Annotated in this window: 17 protein-coding genes, 4 tRNA genes, 1 other RNA gene and 2 pseudogenes; 11 read left to right on the forward strand and 13 right to left on the reverse strand. The window is 71.8% G+C overall.

Annotated features, from left to right (window positions below):
- Positions 1-38 precede the first annotated feature (38 nt).
- The 6 genes from ACYVMZ_RS23510 to purS form a co-directional block, all read right to left on the reverse strand.
- The gene (locus tag ACYVMZ_RS23510) at positions 39-836 is read right to left on the reverse strand and encodes a maleylpyruvate isomerase family mycothiol-dependent enzyme (protein ID WP_461082775.1); all 798 of its coding nucleotides are present in this window, start codon (positions 834-836) and stop codon (positions 39-41) included.
- 10 nt (positions 837-846) lie between these two features.
- On the reverse strand, positions 847-1,680 hold the full coding sequence (locus tag ACYVMZ_RS23515; protein WP_461082777.1) for a M23 family metallopeptidase: 834 nt from the start codon (positions 1,678-1,680) through the stop codon (positions 847-849).
- A 32-nt stretch (positions 1,681-1,712) separates the two neighbouring features.
- Complete coding sequence (locus tag ACYVMZ_RS23520; RefSeq protein ID WP_461082779.1) at positions 1,713-2,213, reverse strand: ArsR/SmtB family transcription factor; 501 nt, start codon at positions 2,211-2,213, stop codon at positions 1,713-1,715.
- Between the two features lie 105 nt (positions 2,214-2,318).
- Positions 2,319-4,577, reverse strand: coding sequence for a phosphoribosylformylglycinamidine synthase subunit PurL (gene purL / locus ACYVMZ_RS23525; protein WP_461082781.1), 2,259 nt, complete (start codon positions 4,575-4,577; stop codon positions 2,319-2,321).
- The gene (gene purQ, locus ACYVMZ_RS23530) at positions 4,574-5,254 is read right to left on the reverse strand and encodes a phosphoribosylformylglycinamidine synthase subunit PurQ (RefSeq protein ID WP_461082783.1); all 681 of its coding nucleotides are present in this window, start codon (positions 5,252-5,254) and stop codon (positions 4,574-4,576) included. The genes purL and purQ overlap by 4 nt, the downstream gene beginning before the upstream one ends.
- Entirely contained in the window at positions 5,251-5,526 is a 276-nt protein-coding gene (purS, locus tag ACYVMZ_RS23535; RefSeq protein ID WP_461082785.1) for a phosphoribosylformylglycinamidine synthase subunit PurS, read from the reverse strand. The genes purQ and purS overlap by 4 nt, the downstream gene beginning before the upstream one ends.
- A 351-nt stretch (positions 5,527-5,877) precedes the next feature.
- Between purS and ACYVMZ_RS23540 the strand changes: the two genes are divergently transcribed.
- The 8 genes and pseudogenes from ACYVMZ_RS23540 (at position 5,878) to ACYVMZ_RS23575 (ending at position 11,044) form a co-directional block, all read left to right on the forward strand.
- The gene (locus tag ACYVMZ_RS23540; protein WP_461082787.1) at positions 5,878-6,195 is read left to right on the forward strand and encodes a histone-like nucleoid-structuring protein Lsr2; all 318 of its coding nucleotides are present in this window, start codon (positions 5,878-5,880) and stop codon (positions 6,193-6,195) included.
- 123 nt (positions 6,196-6,318) lie between these two features.
- Positions 6,319-6,390, forward strand: a tRNA-Gly gene (locus ACYVMZ_RS23545).
- An 80-nt stretch (positions 6,391-6,470) separates the two neighbouring features.
- Positions 6,471-6,543 (forward strand) — tRNA-Gly (locus ACYVMZ_RS23550).
- A gap of 205 nt (positions 6,544-6,748) precedes the next feature.
- The gene (locus ACYVMZ_RS23555) at positions 6,749-7,738 is read left to right on the forward strand and encodes an ABC transporter ATP-binding protein (RefSeq protein ID WP_461082790.1); all 990 of its coding nucleotides are present in this window, start codon (positions 6,749-6,751) and stop codon (positions 7,736-7,738) included.
- Complete coding sequence (locus ACYVMZ_RS23560; protein WP_461082792.1) at positions 7,735-8,535, forward strand: ABC transporter permease; 801 nt, start codon at positions 7,735-7,737, stop codon at positions 8,533-8,535. The genes ACYVMZ_RS23555 and ACYVMZ_RS23560 overlap by 4 nt, the downstream gene beginning before the upstream one ends.
- Positions 8,517-9,663 (forward strand): annotated as a pseudogene (locus tag ACYVMZ_RS23565) (sensor histidine kinase); the annotation flags it as partial. The gene ACYVMZ_RS23560 and the pseudogene ACYVMZ_RS23565, both read left to right, overlap by 19 nt.
- Before the next feature lie 661 nt (positions 9,664-10,324).
- Positions 10,325-10,945: a response regulator gene (locus tag ACYVMZ_RS23570; RefSeq protein ID WP_461082794.1), complete on the forward strand. Its 621-nt coding sequence runs from the start codon at positions 10,325-10,327 to the stop codon at positions 10,943-10,945.
- 23 nt (positions 10,946-10,968) lie between these two features.
- Positions 10,969-11,044: transfer RNA gene (locus tag ACYVMZ_RS23575), tRNA-Gly, on the forward strand.
- A gap of 42 nt (positions 11,045-11,086) precedes the next feature.
- On the opposite strand, the gene ACYVMZ_RS23580 is transcribed toward ACYVMZ_RS23575, so the two are convergent.
- The 6 genes from ACYVMZ_RS23580 to ffs form a co-directional block, all read right to left on the reverse strand.
- On the reverse strand, positions 11,087-11,986 hold the full coding sequence (locus tag ACYVMZ_RS23580) for a phosphoribosylaminoimidazolesuccinocarboxamide synthase (RefSeq protein WP_461082796.1): 900 nt from the start codon (positions 11,984-11,986) through the stop codon (positions 11,087-11,089).
- 120 nt (positions 11,987-12,106) lie between these two features.
- On the reverse strand, positions 12,107-13,606 hold the full coding sequence (locus ACYVMZ_RS23585) for a N,N-dimethylformamidase beta subunit family domain-containing protein (protein WP_461082798.1): 1,500 nt from the start codon (positions 13,604-13,606) through the stop codon (positions 12,107-12,109).
- Between the two features lie 335 nt (positions 13,607-13,941).
- Positions 13,942-16,002, reverse strand: coding sequence for a hypothetical protein (locus ACYVMZ_RS23590; protein ID WP_461082800.1), 2,061 nt, complete (start codon positions 16,000-16,002; stop codon positions 13,942-13,944).
- Positions 16,003-16,493: 491 nt separating this feature from the next.
- Positions 16,494-17,747 carry a phosphoribosylamine--glycine ligase gene (purD, locus tag ACYVMZ_RS23595; protein ID WP_461082802.1) on the reverse strand — a complete coding sequence of 418 codons (1,254 nt, stop codon included), beginning with the start codon at positions 17,745-17,747 and terminating at the stop codon, positions 16,494-16,496.
- A gap of 101 nt (positions 17,748-17,848) precedes the next feature.
- A complete protein-coding gene (locus ACYVMZ_RS23600) occupies positions 17,849-20,290 on the reverse strand; it encodes a DNA polymerase III subunit gamma and tau (protein WP_461082804.1) in 2,442 nt (813 codons plus the stop codon).
- Between the two features lie 230 nt (positions 20,291-20,520).
- An RNA gene (gene ffs / locus ACYVMZ_RS23605) (signal recognition particle sRNA small type) lies at positions 20,521-20,615 on the reverse strand.
- Between the two features lie 73 nt (positions 20,616-20,688).
- On the opposite strand from ffs, the gene ACYVMZ_RS23610 reads away from it, so the two are divergent.
- Positions 20,689-20,776, forward strand: a tRNA-Ser gene (locus tag ACYVMZ_RS23610).
- Between the two features lie 79 nt (positions 20,777-20,855).
- Here ACYVMZ_RS23610 and ACYVMZ_RS23615 read toward each other — a convergent pair.
- A pseudogene (locus tag ACYVMZ_RS23615) lies at positions 20,856-20,981 on the reverse strand (integrase); the annotation flags it as partial.
- A gap of 137 nt (positions 20,982-21,118) precedes the next feature.
- On the opposite strand from ACYVMZ_RS23615, the gene ACYVMZ_RS23620 reads away from it, so the two are divergent.
- Both ACYVMZ_RS23620 and ACYVMZ_RS23625 read left to right on the forward strand, forming a co-directional pair.
- Positions 21,119-21,397, forward strand: coding sequence for a ribbon-helix-helix domain-containing protein (locus tag ACYVMZ_RS23620; protein ID WP_461082806.1), 279 nt, complete (start codon positions 21,119-21,121; stop codon positions 21,395-21,397).
- Positions 21,394-21,819: a PIN domain-containing protein gene (locus ACYVMZ_RS23625; RefSeq protein ID WP_461082808.1), complete on the forward strand. Its 426-nt coding sequence runs from the start codon at positions 21,394-21,396 to the stop codon at positions 21,817-21,819. The genes ACYVMZ_RS23620 and ACYVMZ_RS23625 overlap by 4 nt, the downstream gene beginning before the upstream one ends.
- Positions 21,820-21,822 lie beyond the last annotated feature (3 nt).

The following is a 21,822-nucleotide window of genomic DNA, read 5'->3' on the forward strand; positions in this document are numbered from 1 at the left end:
CCGCTTCGACGGACACGGGGAGTGGTCGGTTCCCCTTCTCACCTCATCAGCGGCAGATACGCCTCCAGATCCGCCCGCTCCCCGCTCGCGCTGACCTTGGCGTCCTGGACCGCGTCCTGCCACGCCAGCCGCCCGGTCGCCAGCCGGATCCAGGTCAGCGGGTCGGTCTCGACGACGTTGGGCGGGGTGCCGCGCGTGTGCCGGGGCCCGGCCACGCACTGCACCACCGCGTACGGCGGGATCCGCACCTCCGTCGAGCCGCCCGGGGCCTTGGCGGCGAGCGCGTCGGCCAGCAGCCGGGTGCAGGCGGCCAGGGCCTGACGGTCGTACGGGATGTCGAGACCCGGGACGGCGGCGTTGAGGTCGTCGGTGTGGACGACGAGTTCGACGGTACGGGTGACGAGGTAGTCGGCCAGCGGCAGGGCACCCGCGCTGGTGGCGAGCAGCCTGCTCCCGGGGTGGGCGTCGAGGTCGGCCGTGAAGCGCTCCTCGGTGGCGGCGAGGTGGGCGTCCAGGTCCGGGTTGCGCTCGGCCAGCTCACGGGCGTACCCGGCGATGTCCGGGGCGTCGGCGGCGATCGCGAACGGCCAGTCGAGCAGCGCCCCGTCCTGCTTGGCCGGCTCCGGGAGGTCGACCAGGCGGGCGACCGCCCCCAGGGCCGTCCCCAGGTGCGCGACCAGCTCCCGCACGGTCCAGTCGCCGAGCCGGGTGGGCAGCGCGAGCTGCTCCGGAGTCAGGGTGCGGACGGCCTGGCGTACGTTGCCGAACTGGGCCAGGACCGCGGTACGGATCTTGCCGGGGTCGTAGGTGCGGGGGCGCTTCTTGGCCGGTGGCATGGGGTTCAGCCTAGGCCGGGGAGGTCGCGGTGACGGGCGCCTCGAAGATTTCTCCGTTGCGGGGCACGCCGATGCCGTGCCAGCGGAAGGGGACGCCGCGGGCGGTGTCCGGGTCGGGGCCGTCCATCAGCTGGAAGTGGAGGTGGGGTTCGCTGGAGTTGCCGGAGTTGCCGCAGTGGGCGATGACCTGGCCGGCCCGGACCCGGTCGCCCTCTCGCACGGTGAGCGAGCCACGCCGGAGGTGGGCGTAGAGGGCATGGGTGCCGTCGCCCAGGTCGAGGACGACGTGGTTGCCGAGGATCCGGCGGACCCCGCCCATCTCGCGCACCGAGCCCTCGACGAGCATCAGGTACAACAGCCCCGGCAGCGATGTACGGCTCAGGTGGTCGCGCTGCCGGTCGGCGGCCCGTACGACCGTGCCGTCGGCGACCGCCAGGATCGGCGCGCCGAAGGCCGGGAAGGCCGAGCTGCGGCGGGCGAGCGGCCACAGCCAGCGGAAACCGGGGCGGGCGCCCGGCTCCGGCTCGGCGAGGATGTCGATGGCGAACGTCTGGCCGTAGGCGTGGACGCCGTGACTCGGGGTGCGGTCGGCGGGGCTGTTCTGCGCGGACCAGCGGCCGGTGACGGGCGGGGCGACGACGACCGGCTCGCGTGCCTCAGGCCTGCGGTCCGGAGTGCCGCCCCACCGGTTCACCACGGCGACGAGCACGTACGCCAGGACCAGCGGCAGGAGATTCCACCACCACGGATATCCCCAGTCGAGCCCGATGTGGGCGATCACCAGGCCGATGAAGGCCGGCTGCAGACCCCGGAAGGCCGTCATGGCGAGCTTGCGTGCGAGCATCGTTCCCCCTCGTCTTGTCGGCGCCGACCTGGTCAGGGCAGGGCCACGGACAGCGCCACCAGCAGCGGTACGACCCGGCCCGGCGGTACCTCGTAGCGGCCCCGACCGGTCGTGTGCAGCCAGCCGGTGCCGGTCAGCTGGCGCAGGTGGTGGTAGATCTGGCCGGTCGTGCCGACCTCGTCCAGCTCGGCGAGTTCGGCCGCGGTGCGCCGGCCGCCGATGATCTCGCGGAGCAGCCGCAGCCGGACCGGGTGACCGAGCGCCGCGAACGAATCGGCGGCGGCCGTCCAGTCGTCCTCCAGCAGCCCCTCGGTCAGGGCCCCGTGCTGCCACGCGTACTGCTCCCCGGTCGGCAGCCGCACGGCCCCCGTGAACAGGACGCCTCCGTCGGCGGCCCCCAGCTCGGCCAGCTGCTCCTTCAGCCCGTTCAGGGCCCAGAAGTCGCCCTCGGTCAGCCGGGGTGCGGCGCGGTGCTCGCCCTCCAGGGCCGCCAGTCGGCGTTCCAGGTCGGCGACGCGCTGTTCGAGTTCCACGCCACAGAGATTACGGAAGTACGTAATTACGTGCAAGAGGCTTGCGGGAGGACGACGAAGCCCCCGCCCGGCGGACCGGACGGGGGCTTGTTTCCGATTTGCCGCTTACGCGAGCAGCGCCGGGATCGTCCCCTCGTGCGCCTCGCGCAGCTCGGCCAGGGAGAGCGTGAACACGCCCTGGAGCTCGACGGTGTCACCGTCCACGACACCGATGCGGGTGATCGGAAGGCCCCGGGCCCCGCACATGTCGGTGAAGCGGAGTTCCTCCGAGCGCGGCACGGCGACGACCGCGCGGCCGGCGGACTCGGAGAACAGCAAGGTGAAGGCGTCCAGCCCGTCCGGGACGACCAGACGCGCGCCCTTGCCGCCGAGCAGCGCGGACTCGACCACGGCCTGGATCAGACCGCCGTCGGACAGGTCGTGCGCCGAGTCGATCATGCCGTCGCGGGAGGCGGCGATGAGGATCTCGGCGAGCAGGCGCTCACGCTCCAGGTCGACCTTCGGGGGCAGGCCGCCGAGGTGGTCGTGGATCACCTGGGACCAGGCCGAGCCGCCGAACTCCTCACGCGTGTCGCCGAGGAGGTACAGCAGCTGGCCCTCCTCCTGGAAGGCGACGGGCGTGCGGCGGGCGACATCGTCGATGACACCCAGGACCGCGACGACCGGGGTCGGGTGGATCGCCGCCTCGCCGGTCTGGTTGTACAGGGACACGTTGCCGCCGGTCACCGGGGTGCCGAGCTGCTGGCAGGCGTCGGCGAGACCGCGCACGGCCTCCGCGAACTGCCACATCACCGCCGGGTCCTCGGGCGAGCCGAAGTTCAGGCAGTCGGAGACGGCGAGCGGCTTGGCGCCCGTCGTCGCCACGTTCCGGTAGGCCTCGGCGAGGGCCAGCTGCGCGCCCGTGTACGGGTCGAGCTTGGCGTACCGGCCGTTGCCGTCCGTGGCGATGGCCACGCCCAGGCCGGTCTCCTCGTCGATGCGGATCATGCCGGAGTCCTCGGGCTGGGCGAGGACGGTGTTGCCCTGCACGAAGTGGTCGTACTGCGAGGTGATCCAGGACTTCGACGCCTGGTTCGGGGACGCGACCAGCTTCAGGACCTGATCGCGGAGTTCCTCGCCGGTCGCCGGCCGGGGCAGCTTGTTCGCGTCGTCCGCCTGGAGCTCGTCCTGCCAGGACGGGCGGGCGTAGGGGCGCTCGTACTCCGGGCCCTCGTGCGCGACCGTGCGCGGGTCGACGTCGACGATCTTCTCGCCGTGCCAGTAGATCTCCAGGCGGTCGCCGTCCGTCACCTCACCGATGACGGTGGCGATGACGTCCCACTTGTCGCAGATCTCCAGGAAGCGGTCGACCTTGTCGGGCTCGACGACCGCGCACATGCGCTCCTGCGACTCGCTCATGAGGATCTCCTCGGGGGAGAGCGTCGAGTCGCGCAGGGGTACGTCGTCCAGGGTCACGCGCATGCCGCCGGAGCCGTTGGAGGCGAGCTCGGAGGTGGCGCAGGACAGGCCGGCCGCGCCCAGGTCCTGGATGCCGACGACCAGCTTCTCCTTGAAGGCCTCCAGGGTGCACTCGATGAGGAGCTTCTCCTGGAAGGGGTCGCCGACCTGGACGGCGGGGCGCTTGGACGGCTTGGCGTCGTCGAAGGTCTCGGAGGCCAGGATCGAGGCGCCGCCGATGCCGTCGCCGCCGGTGCGGGCGCCGTACAGGATGACCTTGTTGCCCGGGCCGGACGCCTTCGCGAGGTGGATGTCCTCGTGCCGCATCACACCGATGCAGCCGGCGTTGACCAGCGGGTTGCCCTGGTAGCAGGCGTCGAAGACGACCTCGCCGCCGATGTTGGGCAGGCCCAGGCAGTTGCCGTAGCCGCCGATGCCCGCGACGACACCGGGGAGCACCCGCTTGGTGTCCGGGTGGTCGGCCGCGCCGAACCGCAGCGGGTCGACGACCGCCACCGGCCGCGCGCCCATGGCGATGATGTCGCGGACGATGCCGCCGACACCCGTGGCCGCGCCCTGGTAGGGCTCCACGTACGACGGGTGGTTGTGCGACTCGACCTTGAAGGTGACCGCGTAGCCCTGGCCGACGTCGACGACACCGGCGTTCTCGCCGATGCCGACCAGCAGGGCGTCGTTCTCGGGGGCCTTCTGGCCGAACTGGCGCAGGTGGACCTTGGAGGACTTGTACGAGCAGTGCTCGGACCACATGACCGAGTACATGGCCAGCTCCGCGCCGGTGGGGCGGCGGCCGAGGATCTCGACGATCCGCTCGTACTCGTCCTTCTTCAGGCCGAGTTCGGCCCAGGGCAGCTCGACGTCGGGGGTCGCGGTCGCGTGCTCGACCGTGTCCAGAGGCGTCCGGCTCATGCGTTGACCAGCTTCTTGAGGATCGAGGTGAAGAAGGGGAGACCGTCGGTGCGGCCGGAGCCGATCAGCGGCTCGACGGCGTGCTCCGGGTGCGGCATGAGGCCTACGACGTTGCCGGCCTCGTTGGTGACGCCGGCGATGTCGCGCAGCGAGCCGTTGGGGTTGACGTCCAGGTAGCGGAAGGCGACCCGGCCCTCGGCCTCCAGCTCGTCGAGCGTGCGCCCGTCGGCGACGTACTGCCCGTCGATGTTCTTCAGCGGGATGTGGATCTCCTGGCCGGCGGTGTAGTCGCTGGTCCAGGCGGTCTGCGCGTTCTCCACCCGGAGCTTCTGGTCACGGCAGATGAAGTGCAGGTGGTTGTTGCGGAGCATCGTGCCCGGCAGCAGGTGGGCCTCGGTGAGGATCTGGAAGCCGTTGCAGATGCCGAGGATCGGCAGTCCGGCCTTCGCCTGCTCGATGACCGTGTCCATCACCGGCGAGAAGCGGGCGATGGCCCCGGCGCGCAGATAGTCGCCGTAGGAGAAACCGCCGCACAGCACCACCGCGTCGACCTGCTTGAGGTCCTTGTCCTTGTGCCACAGGGCGACGGGCTCGGCGCCCGCGAGACGGATCGCACGCTGCGTGTCCCGGTCGTCCAGACTGCCCGGGAAAGTGACGACGCCAATACGAGCGGTCACTTCACGGCCTCCGCGACTTCCTCGGCCCGGTCTTCCACCCGCACGGTGAAGTCCTCGATCACGGTGTTGGCGAGGAAGGATTCCGCGAGATCGTGGATGCGGGCGAGGACGGCCTCGTCGACCGGCCCGTCAACTTCCAGTTCGAATCGCTTTCCCTGGCGGACGTCCGAGATCCCTTCGAAACCCAGCCGCGGCAGTGCGCGCTGCACCGCCTGGCCCTGGGGGTCGAGGATCTCCGGCTTGAGCATGACGTCGACTACGACGCGTGCCACTGGCACTCCCGGTGTGTGGTGCTGAGCAGGTTCCTTCAGACTACCCGCACAAAATTTCTACGCGAGTAGAGTTGTAGGTATCTACGTGAGGCCGGTCACGGTTCGGTATCACCGGGAGGCGGGAGGGAAAAGATCCGGGAAAGATCCCAGTTCGGTCCCGGAACCCTATTGCGCTCGGACACGCGGACAGATTTAGTCGAGCTTCACATTGCATTGCCGGGCACTGTACAAATGAATTGTCATTAGCAGATACTTTGCCCAATTACAGGCGAACAGCCGACATCTCCGCGACGTCCCGGCACGTCATCGCAGACGTCAACCCGGAGATGTCGCACGAAGGGACCGATATTCGTGGCGCAGAAGGTCGTGGTCACTCTCTTCGACGACATCGACGGCTCGGAAGCGGCGGAAACGATCGCCTTCGGACTCGACGGCAAGTCGTACGAGATCGACCTGAACGAAGCCAATGCCAGGAAACTGCGCAAGGCACTCGCGCCGTACGTGGCGGCCGGCCGCAAGCGGTCGCGGTCGGGCCGGGCCTACCGGCAGACGGAGGTCGCCCCCGACCCCGCGGCCGTACGGGCCTGGGCCCAGGCCAACAAGATGGAGGTCCCCGCGCGCGGGCGCATCCCCAAGAAGGTCTACGAGGCGTTCGCCTCGGCGCAGTGAGCCTGCCTGGCGACCGGTCAGCCGCCCCTCGGAGCAACCGACTTGCGCAGCACCCCTGCTGATCAGCTAGAGTCTGGAGCACGCCGAGGGGCGAGGCCGAAAGGCCCAGCTCACTCAGGATGTGCGGGTGTAGTTCAGTAGTAGAACATCCCCCTTCCAGGGGGAAGGCGCAGTGTGCAATTCCTGTCACCCGCTCCGTACCGCCGTACCGAACACTCTTGTGGATCAGGTAGGCTGGTGCTCGCACCGATCGGTGAAGGCCGGTCGGGGGCAATGCGGACGTAGCTCAGTTGGTAGAGCGCAACCTTGCCAAGGTTGAGGTCGCGAGTTCGAGCCTCGTCGTCCGCTCGGGAAAAAGACCCCGGTCCTCAGGGATCGGGGTCTTCTTCGTGTTCGGGTTCGCCGCATGTTCGGGATGGGTGCGTGTCCGGTCCTGTTTGATGCCTCCCTGTTCGGGGCGTGCCCTGTTCGGGGCGTGCGTTCTGACATTTGTCATGCCGGTCGATGACAGCGTGCACTGCCGTGGGGGTCGGTGGGCCGGGACGCTGGTGGCATGGAAGCGAACGGGCACGAACACGTGATTGAGGTCACTGACCTGCGGCGTGTGTACGGGGGCGGGTTCGAGGCGGTGCGCGGGATCAGTTTCGCCGTGCGGCGCGGGGAGGTCTTCGCCCTGCTGGGCACCAACGGCGCGGGCAAGACGTCGACGGTCGAACTGCTGGAGGGACTCGCGGCACCGGCCGGCGGGCGAGTGCGCGTCCTCGGGCACGACCCGTACACCGACCGGGCCGCCGTACGGCCCCGCACCGGCGTGATGCTCCAGGAAGGGGGCTTCCCGTCCGAGCTGACCGTCGCGGAGACCGCGCGGATGTGGGCGGGGTGCGTGAGCGGGGCGCGCCCACCGAAGGAGGCGCTGGCGCTGGTCGGGCTCGCGGGGAAGGCCGACGTACGGGTCAAGCAGTTGTCCGGGGGTGAGCGGCGGCGCCTGGACCTGGCGCTCGCGCTGCTCGGCGAGCCCGAGGTGCTGTTCCTGGACGAGCCGACGACCGGGCTGGACGCCGAAGGGCGCCGCGACACCTGGCAGCTGGTGCGGACGCTGCGCGACGCCGGGACGACCGTGCTGCTGACCACGCACTACCTGGAGGAGGCGGAGTCGCTGGCCGACCGGCTCGCGATCCTGCACGACGGACGCATCGCGGCCGCCGGGACACCGGCCGAGGTGACCGCCGCCCAGCCGTCCCGGATCTCCTTCGAGTTGCCCGAGGGCTACTTCGTCGGAGACCTGCCGCCGCTCGGCGAGCTCGGCGTGTGCGGGCACGAGGTCGAGGGACGGGTCGTACGGCTGCGGACCCGGGAGCTGCAGCGGGCGGCCACCGGGCTGCTGGTGTGGGCCGAGCGGGCCGGGGTCGAGCTGCGCCGGCTGGACGTGCGGTCGGCCTCGCTGGAGGAGGCGTTCCTGGGGATCGCCCGGGAGGCCTCCGAGGGTTCCGCGGCTGTCCGGGGCCACGAGGAGCACGAAGCGCACGAGGAGTACGTGGCATGAGTGGCGCGGTCATGACGTCGAAGGGACGCTCGGTCACCGGCCCGCGGCGACGGATGACGGCCCTCGCCCGGGCCGAGCTGACGCTGCTGGGGCGCAGCAAGGGCACGCTCGTCGCCTCACTGTTCGTTCCGCTGGTTCTGCCGATCAGCGTGCGGTCGGCGGCCGAGGGGATGGACCTCGCCGAGGTCGGGCTCAGCGTCGGCACGGTCGTGCTGCCCGCCGCGATCGGCTTCTCCCTGCTCTTCGCCGTGTACGCGGCACTCGTCGGCGTCTTCGTCACCCGACGCGAGGAACTCGTCCTGAAGCGGCTGCGCACCGGTGAGCTGAGGGACGTCGAGATCATGGCCGGGTGCGCGTTGCCGGCCACCGCGACCGGGCTCGTCCAGTCGCTGCTGCTGGTCGCGGGCTGCACGGTGCTGCTGGATGTCCCCGCGCCCCCGGCTGCCCATCTGGCCGTCATAGGGCTGCTGTTGGGGCTCGTGATGTGCGCGGCGCTGGCGGCGCTCACCGCGAGCTTCACCCGGACCTCGGAGAGCGCCCAGGTCACCCCGATGCCGTTCATGCTGGTGTCGCTGCTCGGCTCCGGCGTGAGCATCCCGCTGGAGGTGCTGCCCGAGCGGCTGGCCTCCGTCTGCGAGCTGCTGCCGCTGACGCCCGTCATCACTTTGGTGCGCGGCGGCTGGACCGGCGACCTGACGGCGTACGAGGCGCTGGGCGCCATGGCGACGGCGGTGGCCTGGACGGCCGTGGCGGTGTTTGCTGTACGGCGGTGGTTCCGGTGGGAGCCGCGGCGCTGACCGCGCCGGACCCACGGACACGGGGAGGGGAACGGGTGTTGGGCCGGATCCGGGGATGGCAGCGGCGGCACTGGGGAGAGCGCAGCAAGGCCGAGCGGGTCGAGCTGCAGTCCATGGTCATCTGGTACTGCTCGATCTGGTTCTTCTACTTGAGCTGGTGCCCGGTACCGCTGCTGTCCTCCCTGCGTCACCACCCCCTGGACTGGGCCCTCGGCGGCCTACTGATGGTCCTCGGCGCGGCCCAGGCCCTGTTCGGCAACCGGCTGCAGCGGCACGCGGTCGACACGTACCTGGGCAGGAGCGCGGTGCCGCACCGCCGGCTCGTCGGGTCCGGGGTGCTGATGGGGGCGGTGCTGGCGCTCACCCTGGCACTGCGGGCCGTGGCCGACATGGACCTCGGGGGCATCGCCTTCATCACCCTCTACTCCCTGCTGCCCTTCGGCGCCGCGTACTGCCTGCTCGTTCCGCCCCGCCGCTTCCTCGCCCGGTACAGCGCGCTCGGCGCCCTCGTCGTGGCCGCGCACGCCCTGGTCGGGGGAACCAACGGCTTCGGACTGTTCGCCCTGGCGGTGATCGTGCTGCTGGCGACCGGCATGAGCCTGCTGATGTCCCGGTGCGGGGTCTGGACACTCGGCGTGGTCTGGGAGGCCGAACGCGCCCGCGAGGTCGAGGCGCGGCTCGCCGTGGCCGAGGAGCGGCTCAGGTTCGGGCGGGATCTGCACGACGTGATCGGGCGCAACCTGGCCGTGATCGCGCTCAAGAGCGAGCTGGCCGTGCAGCTGGCCCAGCGGGGGCGGCCGGAGGCCGTGGCGCAGATGGTGGAGGTGCAGCGGCTGGCCCAGGAGTCCCAGCGGGAGGTCCGCGAGGTCGTACGCGGGTACCGCGAGGCCGACCTCGGTACCGAACTGGTCGGTGCGCAGGGGGTGTTGGCGGCCGCCGGCATCGACTGCACGGTCACCGGCTCGGCCGCCGGGCTTCCGGCGGCGGCACAGTCCGCGCTGGGCTGGGTCGTCAGGGAGGCTGCGACCAACGTCCTGCGCCATGGGGACGCGCGGCACTGCGCGGTGGAGCTGCGCGTGACGCAGGGGCGGGCCGTGCTGTCCGTGGAGAACGACGGGGTGCCGGAGGGGAAGGACCAGGGGTCCGGCGGGGGTGCCGGGAGCGGGTTCCGCAGGGGGGTCGGTGGCAGGTCGGGCAGTGGAGTGGGTGGTGGCTCCGGCGGGGGCATCAGTGGCAGGGCCGGCGGGGGTTCCGGCGGTGGACCCGGCGGAGGCATCGGCGGTGGATCCGGCGAGGGTGCCGACAGTGGACCCGGTCGAGACATCAACGATGGATCCGGCGAGCATGCCGACAGTGGACCCGGTCGAGACATCAACGATGGATCCGGCGAGCATGCCGACAGTGGACCCGGTCGAGACATCAACGATGGATCCGGCGAGGGTGCCGGCGGTGGATCCGGTGGAGGCATCAGTGGCAGGGCCGGCGGGGGTTCCGGCGGGGGGATCAGTGCCAGGGTCTCCGGTGGTGGGTCCGGTCTGGCCGGGCTGCGGGAGCGGCTGGCGGAGATCGGCGGGACACTGCGGGCCGGGCCGGCCGGGCAGGGGCGGTTCCGGCTGACCGCCGAGATCCCGCTGCCGTCGGCTCCTGCGGACTCCGGCACGGCGGTGACCGGCCCTGACTCCCCCGGTACGGCACCGGTGACTCACACGTCCCCCGGCACCGAGGCCCCCGGCCCTGCCCCCTCCAATACTGCCCCGTCCGTTCCCCGCTCCGTCAGTGAGGTCGCGCCATGACGTCCGCCCCGCCCGTCCGTCTGCTGCTCGCCGATGACGAGCACCTGATCCGGGGCGCGCTCGCCGCGCTGCTGGCGCTGGAGGACGACATCCTGGTGGTGGCCGAGGCCGCCACCGGGCCGGAGGCGCTGGCGATGGCCCGGGCTCACGCGCCCGACGTGGCCGTACTGGATCTGCAGATGCCGGGCGCGGACGGTGTGAAGGTGGCCACATCGCTCAGAGCCGAGCTGCCCGGCTGCCAGGTGCTGATCGTGACCAGTCATGGGCGGCCCGGGCATCTGAAGCGGGCGCTTGCGGCGGGTGTGAGGGGCTTCGTACCGAAGACCGTCAGTGCGCAGCGGCTGGCCGAGATCATCCGGACCGTGCACGCGGGAAACCGTTTTGTCGACCCCGAGTTGGCGGCCGACGCGATCGCCGCCGGGGACTCGCCGCTGACCGCGCGGGAGGCGGAGGTGCTGGAGCTCGCCGCCGACGGGGCGCCCGTCGCGGAGATCGCGGAGCGGGCCGCGCTGTCGCGGGGGACCGTACGGAACTATCTGTCGTCGGCCGTCTCGAAGCTCGGGGCGGAGAACCGTCATGCGGCTGTACGTCTCGCGCGTGAGCGAGGTTGGGTATAGTTGCTCTCGCGCCACGGCGCAGCGCGGACGTAGCTCAGTTGGTAGAGCGCAACCTTGCCAAGGTTGAGGTCGCGAGTTCGAGCCTCGTCGTCCGCTCCACGGACAAGGCCCCGGTCATCGACCGGGGCCTTGTCCGTGCGGTCAGCTCCAGCTGATGCCGGTCAGGCGCTCGTAGGCCTCCACGTACTTGGCGCGGGTGGCGTCCACGACGTGCTGCGGCAGCGGCGGCGGGGGCTGCTCGCTCTTGCGGTCCCAGCCGGATTCCGGCGAGGTCAGCCAGTCACGCACGAACTGCTTGTCGTACGAGGGCTGCGGGCGGCCCGGCTGCCACTGGTCGGCCGGCCAGAAGCGGGAGGAGTCCGGAGTCAGGACCTCGTCCGCGATGACGAGGGTGTCGCCCTCGAAGCCGAACTCGAACTTGGTGTCCGCGAGGATGATCCCGCGGTCGCGGGCGATGTCGCGGGCACGGGAGTAGGCGGCGAGGGTGGCCTGGCGCAGGCGGGCCGCGGTGTCCGCGCCGACCTGGCGGGCGACCTCCTCGTAGGAGACATTCTCGTCGTGCTCGCCGACGGCGGCCTTGGTGGCCGGGGTGAAGATCGGGGCGGGCAGTTCCGACCCGTCCACCAGGCCTTCGGGAAGGGCGAGGCCGCAGACGGTGCGGGACTCGTTGTACTCGATCAGGCCCGAGCCGGTGAGGTAGCCGCGGGCCACCGCCTCCACGGGGACCATCTGCAGGGATTTACAGATCAGGGTGCGGCCCGCCCAGTCGGCGGGGGCGCCGGGAGGCAGCTCGGTGCTCAGGACGTGGTTGGGGACCAGGTCGGCGAGCTGGTCGAACCACCACAGGGAGAGCTGCGTGAGGATGCGGCCCTTGTCGGGGATCTCGGTCGGCAGCACCCAGTCGAAGGCGGAGATGCGGTCGCTGGCGACCATCACGAGGTCGCCCGCCTCGTTCTGGTACAGCTCGCGCACCTTGCCGGTGTGCAGATGCACCAGACCCGGAACCTGGATCGGCTCGGGCTTTTCGACGAATCCGGACACGGTTCCTCCCCGTGGTTGAAGCAAAAGGGGCGCCCGCAGGGCTCGAACAGGGTGGTGGTGGGAGACGGGCGGGCCAATGCTCCGATTCTCCCGTATGACCGGGTGATCACGGACAGTGGGTCAGTCGCGTTTGCAGATGCGGTCCAGGAGGTTGGCCGTGGCGCGCTGGATCCGGGGGTCGACGTGGCCGGGGCGCTCCAGAGCCGGGGACCATGCGAACGTTCCGGACGCGAACACCCAGGCGCCGGAGGGCGCGCGGTACAGGGACGTCTCCTGGTGGCGGACGACGCCCTGCTTGTCGGTGTACGGGGAGTGGGCGAGCAGGATGCGCTCCTCGTGCTCGGGCAGCGGGGTGCGCGGGAAGTAGCGGTCGGCCTCACCCGCGACCAGGCCCTCTATCTCGTCGCCCTCGTGCGCGCCGGTCGCCTCCCACAGCCAGTGCCCGGCGTTGCGGACGATCAGCGGGTGCGGCTCGGGGACGGGGCCCGCGTACTGGATGCCGAGGAGCTGCTGTTCCGCGCTGCCGATCTCCCGCCACAGCACCGGCTTGCCCGGGCCCTTGCGCTTGCGGCAGGTCAGCAGGCGGTCGGGGACGCCCGAGGGGGAGGGGCCCAGCTCCACCTGCCAGTACATGGTGTTGGCGGAGAGGAAGACCAGCGAGGTGCCGTTGTCGCGGGCGCGTTCGGCCGTGCGGCGCATCGGGATCGACCAGTACTCGTCGTGTCCGGGGAAGACCAGCCCCCGGTAGCGGGTGGGGTCGACGCGGCCGGAGTGCAGGTCGCGGGCGTCGGCGTAGGCGAGGTCGTAGCCGTAGCGCTCGGCCCAGCGGATGAAGTCGTAGGCGTGGCCGACGTGCAGGGGCAGGCCCCAGCCGGCGTAGGGGCGGTCGAAGGAGACCGTCGTGGCGGCGTCGGCCTCGCCGAGCAGGCGGCCGTTCTCGTCCCAGGCGTGGTAGAGGCTGGCGCCGGTGCGGCCGTCCTCCGGGTAGAGGTTGTACGCCTGCCAGGTGATGTCGGGCAGGAGGAGGAGCAGGTCCGCGGGGCGGTCGTCGCGGACCGTGAAGGGGACGTGGGAGCGGTAGCCGTCGGCGGTGGTCAGGACGGCGACGTACGCGCCGATGCTCCAGTACGACGGGATCTGCAGCCGCCAGGACAGCCACCAGTGGTGGCAGGAGACCGTGCGGTCGGCGGTGAGCGGCGGGGGCTGGACGATGCCGGACAGGCGGGGGCTGGTGGTCATCTTGGCCGCGCCGTCGCCGCCGTAGTGGCCGATGCGGTAGATGTCGACGCTGAACTCCTGGGGCGGATCGACGGTGATGTGGAAGTCGATCGCCTCGCCGGGGGCGGCCGCGCCGGTGGCGGTGAAGCCCTTGATCTGGCGGTGCACGTCGTCGGCCGAGCGGGGGCCGCCGGCGCCGGAGCGGGGGGCGGGGACGCGCGCCGGTGTGCGGTGCGGGGTGGGGGCGGGGTCCGGGTCCACGTACCAGGGGACGACCTGGCCCGACTCGGCGAAGTACGTCTCCCTGCCGCGCAGCCACGGGACGGGCCCCTGCCCGAAGGGATCCGTCACGCCATGCGCGAGTGCTCCCGACTCCCAGCGGCGGATCTGCTTCGAACCCATGGTTGGCTCCCCTCCCCTTCGCCCCCGTGGTCGTGCGTTGTGGTGTGCGTCGTGCCGTTGTGCGGTGGGTGTCTCGCAGGGCGCTGCCCGCCGTGTGGCGTGGCGCGCTCCCGTGCGTGACGGGTTGTGCGTGACCGGTTGTGCGTGACCGGTTGTGCCTGACGGGTTGTGCGTGTCACGTGTCGCGTTTGCGCCTGGCTTGTGCCGTAAGCCCTTGCCATGTGCGCGATCGGTCCAAGCACATCACATAACGCACGCAGTCCGTCACCGTTCGTTTCGAATTGACCGAAAGGGGAGGCACAGGCTCCGGAAGAGGGGGTGGTGCGCTGTCGGTTTCAGCCGAGCCGTACGGGCTTTTCGGCGCGTATCCCCAGCTGTGTCAGCCACGCCCGCAGGGGGGTCGGGTCGCCGTCCTCGACCAGGGCCAGGACTCCGGGGGTCAGGTCCGCCGCCCGTTCGCCGTTGACAAGAAGGGTCGGGCCATCGAGCCAGTCGAGGCCCGGTGTCGCGCCCGCGGTGTCCATGGCCGCGCAGCAGACCATCGCCGTGATGTGGTCGGCGAGGAGTTCGCGGGCGGTGCGCGGGGGCTGGAGGGGGAAGAGCGGGAGGGCTCGGTCGTCCCAGAGGACGGTGTCCGGGGCGTTGGGGGGCGGGGTGGTTTCCATGGCCGGGGTGGTGGTCGGGGCAGGTGCGGTCGCGGTGGCCGGGGCTGCGGAGGTGACGGAGGTGATCGAGGTGGCCGAGGTGGCTGAGGTGGCCGACGCTATGGCCGACCGGGCGGTCGTGGTCTCCTCCCGGGCCAGTTCGGCGCTGAGGCGAGCGGCCAGGGCGGCGCTGCGAGGCGTGGTGCCGGAGAGGTCTTCCTCGTCGTCGGCTCGCGGGTGGGCGGTCAGGGCCGGCTCGTCTGCGGCTTCCTGTTCCGGCCTCGGGTCTCCCGGGGCTTCGCCGGGCGGGGTCGGGGGGTGGTCGGCGAGGAGGTCAGTCGGGTGATGACCGGCCGAGCGGAACCCTGCCGGGGCCTTGTCGGCAAGGTGGTCAGCCGGGGGGTGACGGTCGGCCGAGCGGTCCCCTGCCGGGGCGGCCCTGTCGGCGAGGTGGTCGATCACGCGGGCCAGGGTGGGGCCCTCGGCGTTCGCGGCCGTACCGCCGGTGGCGGGGCGTACGCCCATCGCGTCCAGGACGCGGTGGAGGCGGGCCGCGTCGGTACGCCACTTGCGGTCCACGACCTCCTCCGGGTACTCGTTCCAGTCCACCGGGGACCACGCCGGGCCGGGCTCGGCGGGGCCTCCGTGGAAGAGGCGGGCGGCGAGGAGGGAGGCCGCCTCGTCCACCGCGCCGGGCTCCTCCAGCAGGTCGCAGGCGGGACGCTCGCCCAGCCGGGAGGCGAAGCCCTCGGCCAGGCGGTCCCGGCGCGACAACTCGGTGAGCGCCGCTACGACACCGGCGTCCAGCCGGGAGGGCCAGCGACCCATCCGCCAGGCGGGCAGCGCGACGCGGGTGAGGAGGCGGTCCCAGCCCGCGTAGGCGAGGCCGACCTGTTCCTGGGCGACGATCCGCAGCCCGTAATCCACAGCCTGTGCACGCTCCGCGGCCGCGGCCGCGACCCCGCGCTCCATCTCGGCGGCATGGCCGCGGCAGCTGCGCAGCAGCACCCGGGCGACCCAGCCGACGCCCGCGCAGACCGCGCGGAACATCAGGCAGCGGTTGCGCGTCGACGCCACCGCGACGGCGGCGTCCAGACCCCGGACGAAGCGCCGGGCGGCCGCTATGTCCGGGTGCGCCGAGGGTCCCGTACCGGCGACCACCGGGGCGAGGACCGCGCGCAGCTCGCCCACCCGCATCCACCACAGGAACGGGGAGCCGATGACGAGTACGGGTGCGGCCGCGCTCCGGCGGTACGCATGGCTGCCCGCGCCCTCCAGGTCGTCGTGCTCCCCGGGAGCGGGGAGGACCGCCCTGCCCGGGCGGAACCGGGAGCCCGGCGGCGGACCGTGCGCCGGGTGGGTGCGGTCCTCCAGCCAGCTGTCGCAGTCCGGGGTGAGCGCTATCGCGGACGGAGCGGGGACGTCGAGGCGGTCGGCGAGGTCGCGCACCATCCGGTACAGGTCGGGGGCCGCTTCCTCGGCTATCGGGACCGTGGGGCTCATCGCGGGGCGAGCGCGGGCGACCACCAGGGCGATACCCCCGGCGGCGAGCAGCACGAGGAGCGCGAGAGGCGTCACGGTCCAGCGCGCGACATCCCAGCCCGGGCCCACGAGATGGCCGGTGGAGCCGCCGGCGAGCAGGATCACGGCGACGGCGGCCGGCAGCAGGGCGACGGCCAGTGCCCGGCTGCGGATGCGCAGCATGGCGAGCGCCCTCGAGCGCGCGGCCTGCGCACCTGCTTCCACACCCATTCCGGTCACGGTCCGAACTCACCCCCTCCCAGCGGTCCTGACGCTGTCCTGGCGTTGCTCACTCCCCCACTGTGGCACCCGCTACTGACATCGCAATGCCGGTGGGCCAAGTGCCGGAGCGCTTGCGCCGCACCCTAGTTGGGGCCCCGGCCCTCGTCAGCCGGATGGGCACCAGTCACTCGATGGAATGGCTTTGGGGAAAGGTGGATGACGGACAGCGAGGATCAGGCCCCGGGTCCCGGCGCGGATCACGAGTCGGGCTCCGGCAAGGGGCACACTCCGGGTCCGGCATGGATCAGACCTGCAGCCCGGGCACGGATCACACCCCGGATCCGGCATGGACCAGACCTCGAATCCCGCAAAGAGCAGGCCCCGGATTCTGAGACGAATCCGGGGCCTGTGGGGTTCATCGAGGGCCGGCGGTCGGTCCCGCAGTCGGTAGGGCCGACAGTCGGGAGGGCGGCAGTCGGGAGGGCCGGCAGTCGGTCAGGTCAGACGCCCCGCGCCGCCTGCGCCGCGATGTCCGTGCGGTGCTGGGAGCCGTCGAGGTGGATGCGGGAGACGGCGCGATACGCGCGGTCGCGGGCCTCGGTGAGGTCCTGGCCGGTGGCCGTGACGGACAGGACGCGGCCGCCCGCGCTGACGACGGCCTCGCCGTCGCGCCTGGTCCCGGCGTGCAGGACGTACGCGTGCGGGGCGTCCTGGGCGGCGACCTCGTCGAGGCCGGTGATCGGGTCACCGGTGCGCGGGGTGCCGGGGTAGTTGTGCGAGGCGACGACGACGGTGACCGCCGCGTCGTCGCTCCACCGCAGGGGCTCCAGGTGGGCCAGGTTGCCGGTGGCGGCGGCCATCAGGACACCGGCCAGCGGGGTCTTCAGGCGGGCCAGGACGACCTGGGTCTCTGGGTCGCCGAAGCGGGCGTTGAACTCGATCACGCGCACGCCCCGGCTCGTGATGGCCAGGCCGGCGTAGAGGAGACCGGAGAACGGAGTACCGCGCCGACGCATCTCGTCGACGGTGGGCTGGAGCACGGTCTCCATGACCTCGTCCACCAGCTTCGGGTCGGCCCAGGGCAGCGGGGAGTACGCGCCCATGCCGCCGGTGTTCGGCCCCTCGTCGTTGTCCAGGGCGCGCTTGAAGTCCTGGGCGGGCTGGAGCGGGAGGACGGTCTCGCCGTCGGTGACGGCGAAGAGGGAGACCTCCGGGCCGTCGAGGTACTCCTCGATGACCACGCGCTCGCAGGCGGCGGCGTGGGCCTTGGCCTGGTCGAGGTCGCTGGTGACGACGACGCCCTTGCCGGCGGCGAGACCGTCGTCCTTGACGACGTACGGGGCACCGAAGGCGTCGAGGGCCGTGTCGGCCTCTTCCGCCGTCGTGCAGACGTACGACCGTGCCGTGGGGACCCCGGCCGCCGCCATGACGTCCTTGGCGAAGGCCTTGGACCCCTCGAGCTGCGCGGCCTCCTTGGAGGGGCCGAAGACCGGGATGCCCGCCTCGCGCACGGCGTCGGCGACACCGGCGACGAGCGGTGCCTCCGGGCCGACCACCACCAGGTCCGCGCCGAGCCGCCTGGCCAGCGCGGACACGGCCGCACCGTCCAGGGCGTCGACCTGGTGCAGCTCGGCGACCTCGGCGATGCCGGCGTTGCCGGGGGCGCAGTGCAGCGCGGTGACGTCGGGGTCGAGGGACAGGGAGCGGCACAGGGCGTGTTCGCGGGCGCCGCTGCCGATGACGAGGACCTTCACGGGGGTCAGCCTAACCGGAGCGGGGCCGGGCGGTTTGTGTGGGCCGCTGAAGGGGTGGGGGGAAGGGGTTTGGAGGTTCGTCCGAGGCCATCCAGGGGTGGCTACTCGTTCGTGTACTCCTCCACCACCGTCGCCCCCAGCTCCCGGACGATGAGCTCCTGGCCGGAGAGGGCGGACTCGTCGAGGTCGGGATCGTCGTCCTCGGGGATGTCGTCCTCGGGGGAGATGGGCGGCGGCTCCGGGGCGGAGGGCTGCGGTACGGGGGCCGGTGCCGGGGTGGGCGCGGGAGCCGGTGTGCCGGTGGGCTGCGCCGGGGCGGGGGTCGTCGGCTGAGCGGGCGCCGGGCGCTGGGCGGTCGTGGCACCGCCGTAACCACTGCCGCCGGCACCGCCACCGCCGTAGCCGCCGCCGGTGTTTCCTCCGGCACGGCCGCTGAGGCCGGAGGTGCCGCCGGGGGCCGGTGCGGCGCCGCCGCCGGAGGGGTCGACGATCGCCTCGATCTTCCACTGGACGTTGAACTGCTCGGCCAGTGCCTGTCGCAGGACGTCCTCGCTGCCGCTGCTCAGGAAGTTGTCACGCGCGCCCGCGTTGACGAAGCCGAGCTGGAGGGTCGTGCCGTCGAAGCCCGTCACCTGGGCGTTCTGGCTGAGGAGGATCCAGGTGAACCGGCGGCGGTTCTTGACGGCCTCCAGGATGTTGGGCCAGAGCATGCGGGGGTCGAGGCCGCCGCTCGAGGGCGCGGGAGCGGGCGCGGGCGCGGCGGGCGCCGGTGCAGCGGACTGTGGCGTCGGCGCAGGTGCGTTCGGGGAGGCGGAGGTGTTTGTCGCCGACGCGTTCGGTGTGGCCGGGGGCTGCCCGCCGCCGGCCGGTGCGGCCGTGGGCCAGCCGCCGGGCCGACGGCCACTGCCGGCGGACGCGGCGGTGGGCCAGGCGCCGGGGGCGGGCGCGGCGGTCGCGGGTGCCTGTGCCGGGGCCGGGGCGGGCTGGGCCGCGGGCGGCGCCTGAGTCGGCTGCGGCTGCCCCCCGGTGGAAGGACCAGGGCCGGAGACAGCGGGCCCGGCAGGCCCACCGGATCCGGCAGCGGCACCCGCCCCCTGCGCCGGTGCGGGCGCCGGGGCCGGGGCGGCAGGCGGGGCAGGTGCAGGGGCCGGTGCGGCATACCCCGCCCCGGTCGCCGTACCACTGCCACCACCGCTGCCGTTTTCACCGCCGTTGACGCTGCCACCGCCGTTGCCGCTGCCCGGCGCCCCCGAAGCCCGTACCGCCGCCCGTGCTGCCGCAGGGCCGCCCCCCGGCGGAACAGGTGGCGCAGCAGCCGCTCCCCCATGCGCCTCCGGCCCGGGCACGTATCCCATGGCGGGCATGCCGGCGCCCGCGGAGAAGTTGACGCCGCGCTCGAGCCGGTCCAGGCGGGCCATGACCGACCGTTCGTCGCCGTAGGCGGCCGGGAGCAGGACGCGGGCGCAGATCAGTTCGAGCTGGAGGCGGGGCGAGGTGGCGCCGCGCATCTCGGTCAGCCCCTCGTTGACGAGGTCGGCGGCACGGCTCAGCTCGGCGGCACCGAAGGCGCCGGCCTGGGCCTGCATCCGCTCGATGACATCGGCCGGAGCGTCGATGAGCCCCTTCTCCGCCGCATCCGGCACGGCGGCGAGGATCACCAGATCCCGCAGCCGCTCCAGCAGATCGGCGACAAAGCGGCGCGGATCATTCCCGCCCTCGATGACCCGGTCGACGACCTCGAAGGCGGCGGCCCCGTCCCCGGTCGCGAAGGCCTCGACGACGGAGTCGAGCAGCGACCCGTCGGTGTACCCCAGCAGCGCGGTGGCCATGGCATACGTCACACCGTCGGCACCGGCGCCGGCCAGCAGCTGGTCCATGACGGACATCGAGTCACGCACGGACCCGCCACCGGCGCGCACGACGAGCGGCAGGACCCCGTCCTCGACCGGGATGTTCTCCTTCTGGCACACCTCGGCGAGGTAGTCCCGAAGGGTCCCGGGCGGCACGAGCCGGAACGGATAGTGATGGGTCCGCGACCGGATGGTCCCGATGACCTTCTCGGGCTCGGTGGTCGCGAAGATGAACTTGAGGTGCTCCGGCGGCTCCTCGACGACCTTGAGCAGCGCGTTGAAACCGGCCGACGTGACCATGTGGGCCTCGTCGATGATGTAGATCTTGTACCGGCTCCGCGCAGGGCCGAAGAAAGCCTTCTCCCGCAGGTCACGCGCGTCGTCCACACCACCGTGCGAGGCGGCGTCGATCTCGATGACGTCGATCGAACCGGGCCCGTTGCGCGCGAGGTCCTGGCAGGACTGGCACTCACCGCACGGGGTCGGGGTCGGCCCCTGCTCGCAGTTCAGGCACCGGGCCAGGATCCGCGCACTGGTCGTCTTGCCACAGCCACGCGGACCGCTGAACAGGTACGCGTGATTGACCCGGTTGTTCCGCAGCGCCTGCTGCAGCGGGTCGGTGACATGCTCCTGCCCGATGACCTCGGCGAAGGACTCCGGGCGATAGCGGCGGTACAGCGCGAGAGACGACACGCTTACGAGGTTATAGGCGCGCACTGACATCGAGCTCCGCCCGCGGAACCGGGGAGAGGTCGGCCAGGGAGCGACCGGCGTCGGCCGGGATCCACTGGCCGGGGAGCGGTCGGCCGGGGAGTGACCGACGTCGGCTGGGGAGCAAGCGGATGGGCCGGGGAGTGACCGGGTCGGCGGGGAACCACCGGCCCGAGGAGCGATGGGCCAGGAACCACCGGCCGCCTGGGCACGCAAACGCCCCCCACGCACCCGCCAGAGCCAACCTACCCTTGCTGCCTTCCGGCCCTGGGGGAGTTCAGTCAGATAGCGCCGCGTGAGGGGCTTCGCACAGCCTACCCGATCTCAGCAGCGGGGAACGAGTTCGCGAGCACTCCTCTCGGTCATGTAATGTTTCCGGCGGAGGATTCGCCTAGAGGCCTAGGGCGCACGCTTGGAAAGCGTGTTGGGGGCAACCCCTCACGAGTTCGAATCTCGTATCCTCCGCCAGTGCCTCACCGGGCACGATGTCGAAGGGCCCCACCGTTCACGGTGGGGCCCTTCGACGTGGTCCGTCTCAGTTTCCGTCTCAGTTGGTTTCCGGGAGCTCCCACAGCGCGTCGCCGACTTGCTGCGCGACCTCGCGGAGCATGGTCCCCGTCACGTGCATGTAGCGGGCGCGCATCCGGGCCGCTCCCCCGGGCTCCCAACCGACCGAGTGAAGCGGCATGACCCGCCAATCATGTGCGGGAAGAGTCACAGGTTGAGCATTGACCTCGTGGGTCTGACCGATCGCAGCAACCCCCTCGCAACCCTGGTAGGGGCGTTTACACCAAGAGTATGGTCTCTTGTATGGCGACCAAGAAGGTGACGGTGACGATCCCCGAGGATCTCCTGGACGAGATCCGCGCCGAGGCGGCTGAGCGGGGACTTTCGGCGTATGTAACCGAAGCACTGCGATTCAAGCGCGACCGGGACCGGCTGCTGGAGCTGGTCGACTGGCTGCAGGAGGAACACGGCCCGGTCACCGAGGACGAGCACGCGGCAGCACTCGCGGAACTGGAAGATCTCGACGCCGAGCACGAGCGCCGCCGCACCGCCGGAGGACGCAACGCCGGAGAGGCCGCGTGAAGAAGCGTGCCAGTGAGCACAGGCAGCGGCCACTGCGCGTCTTCGTCCTCGACTGCGAGGCCTTGTCACTGGCCGTGCGTGGCGACCGGAAGATGATCGCCTGGCTCGACCTTGCGGCCCGGGGCGAAGCCGAAGTGGTCACGTCTCCTATGACGCTGGTCGAGGCGTACGACGGTAGAACCACCGAGCAGCGCTGGGACTGGGTGCTCTCGCGGCTCAAAGTCGCCGACATCGGGAAGGACGAGGCCCGGCAGGCCCGTCGGCTCCTGACCGACGCCAAGCTCCACGGCCACAGGTACGCGATCGACGCGGTGCTCGCCGTCGTCGCGCGACAGCAGAAGGGGCAGGTCACCGTCTTCACCTCGGACGTGGAGGACCTGGAGAGGCTGGTCCCGGGTTCGATCGTCGTCAAGCGGGTATGACTG

Source organism: Streptomyces deserti (assembly GCF_054782695.1).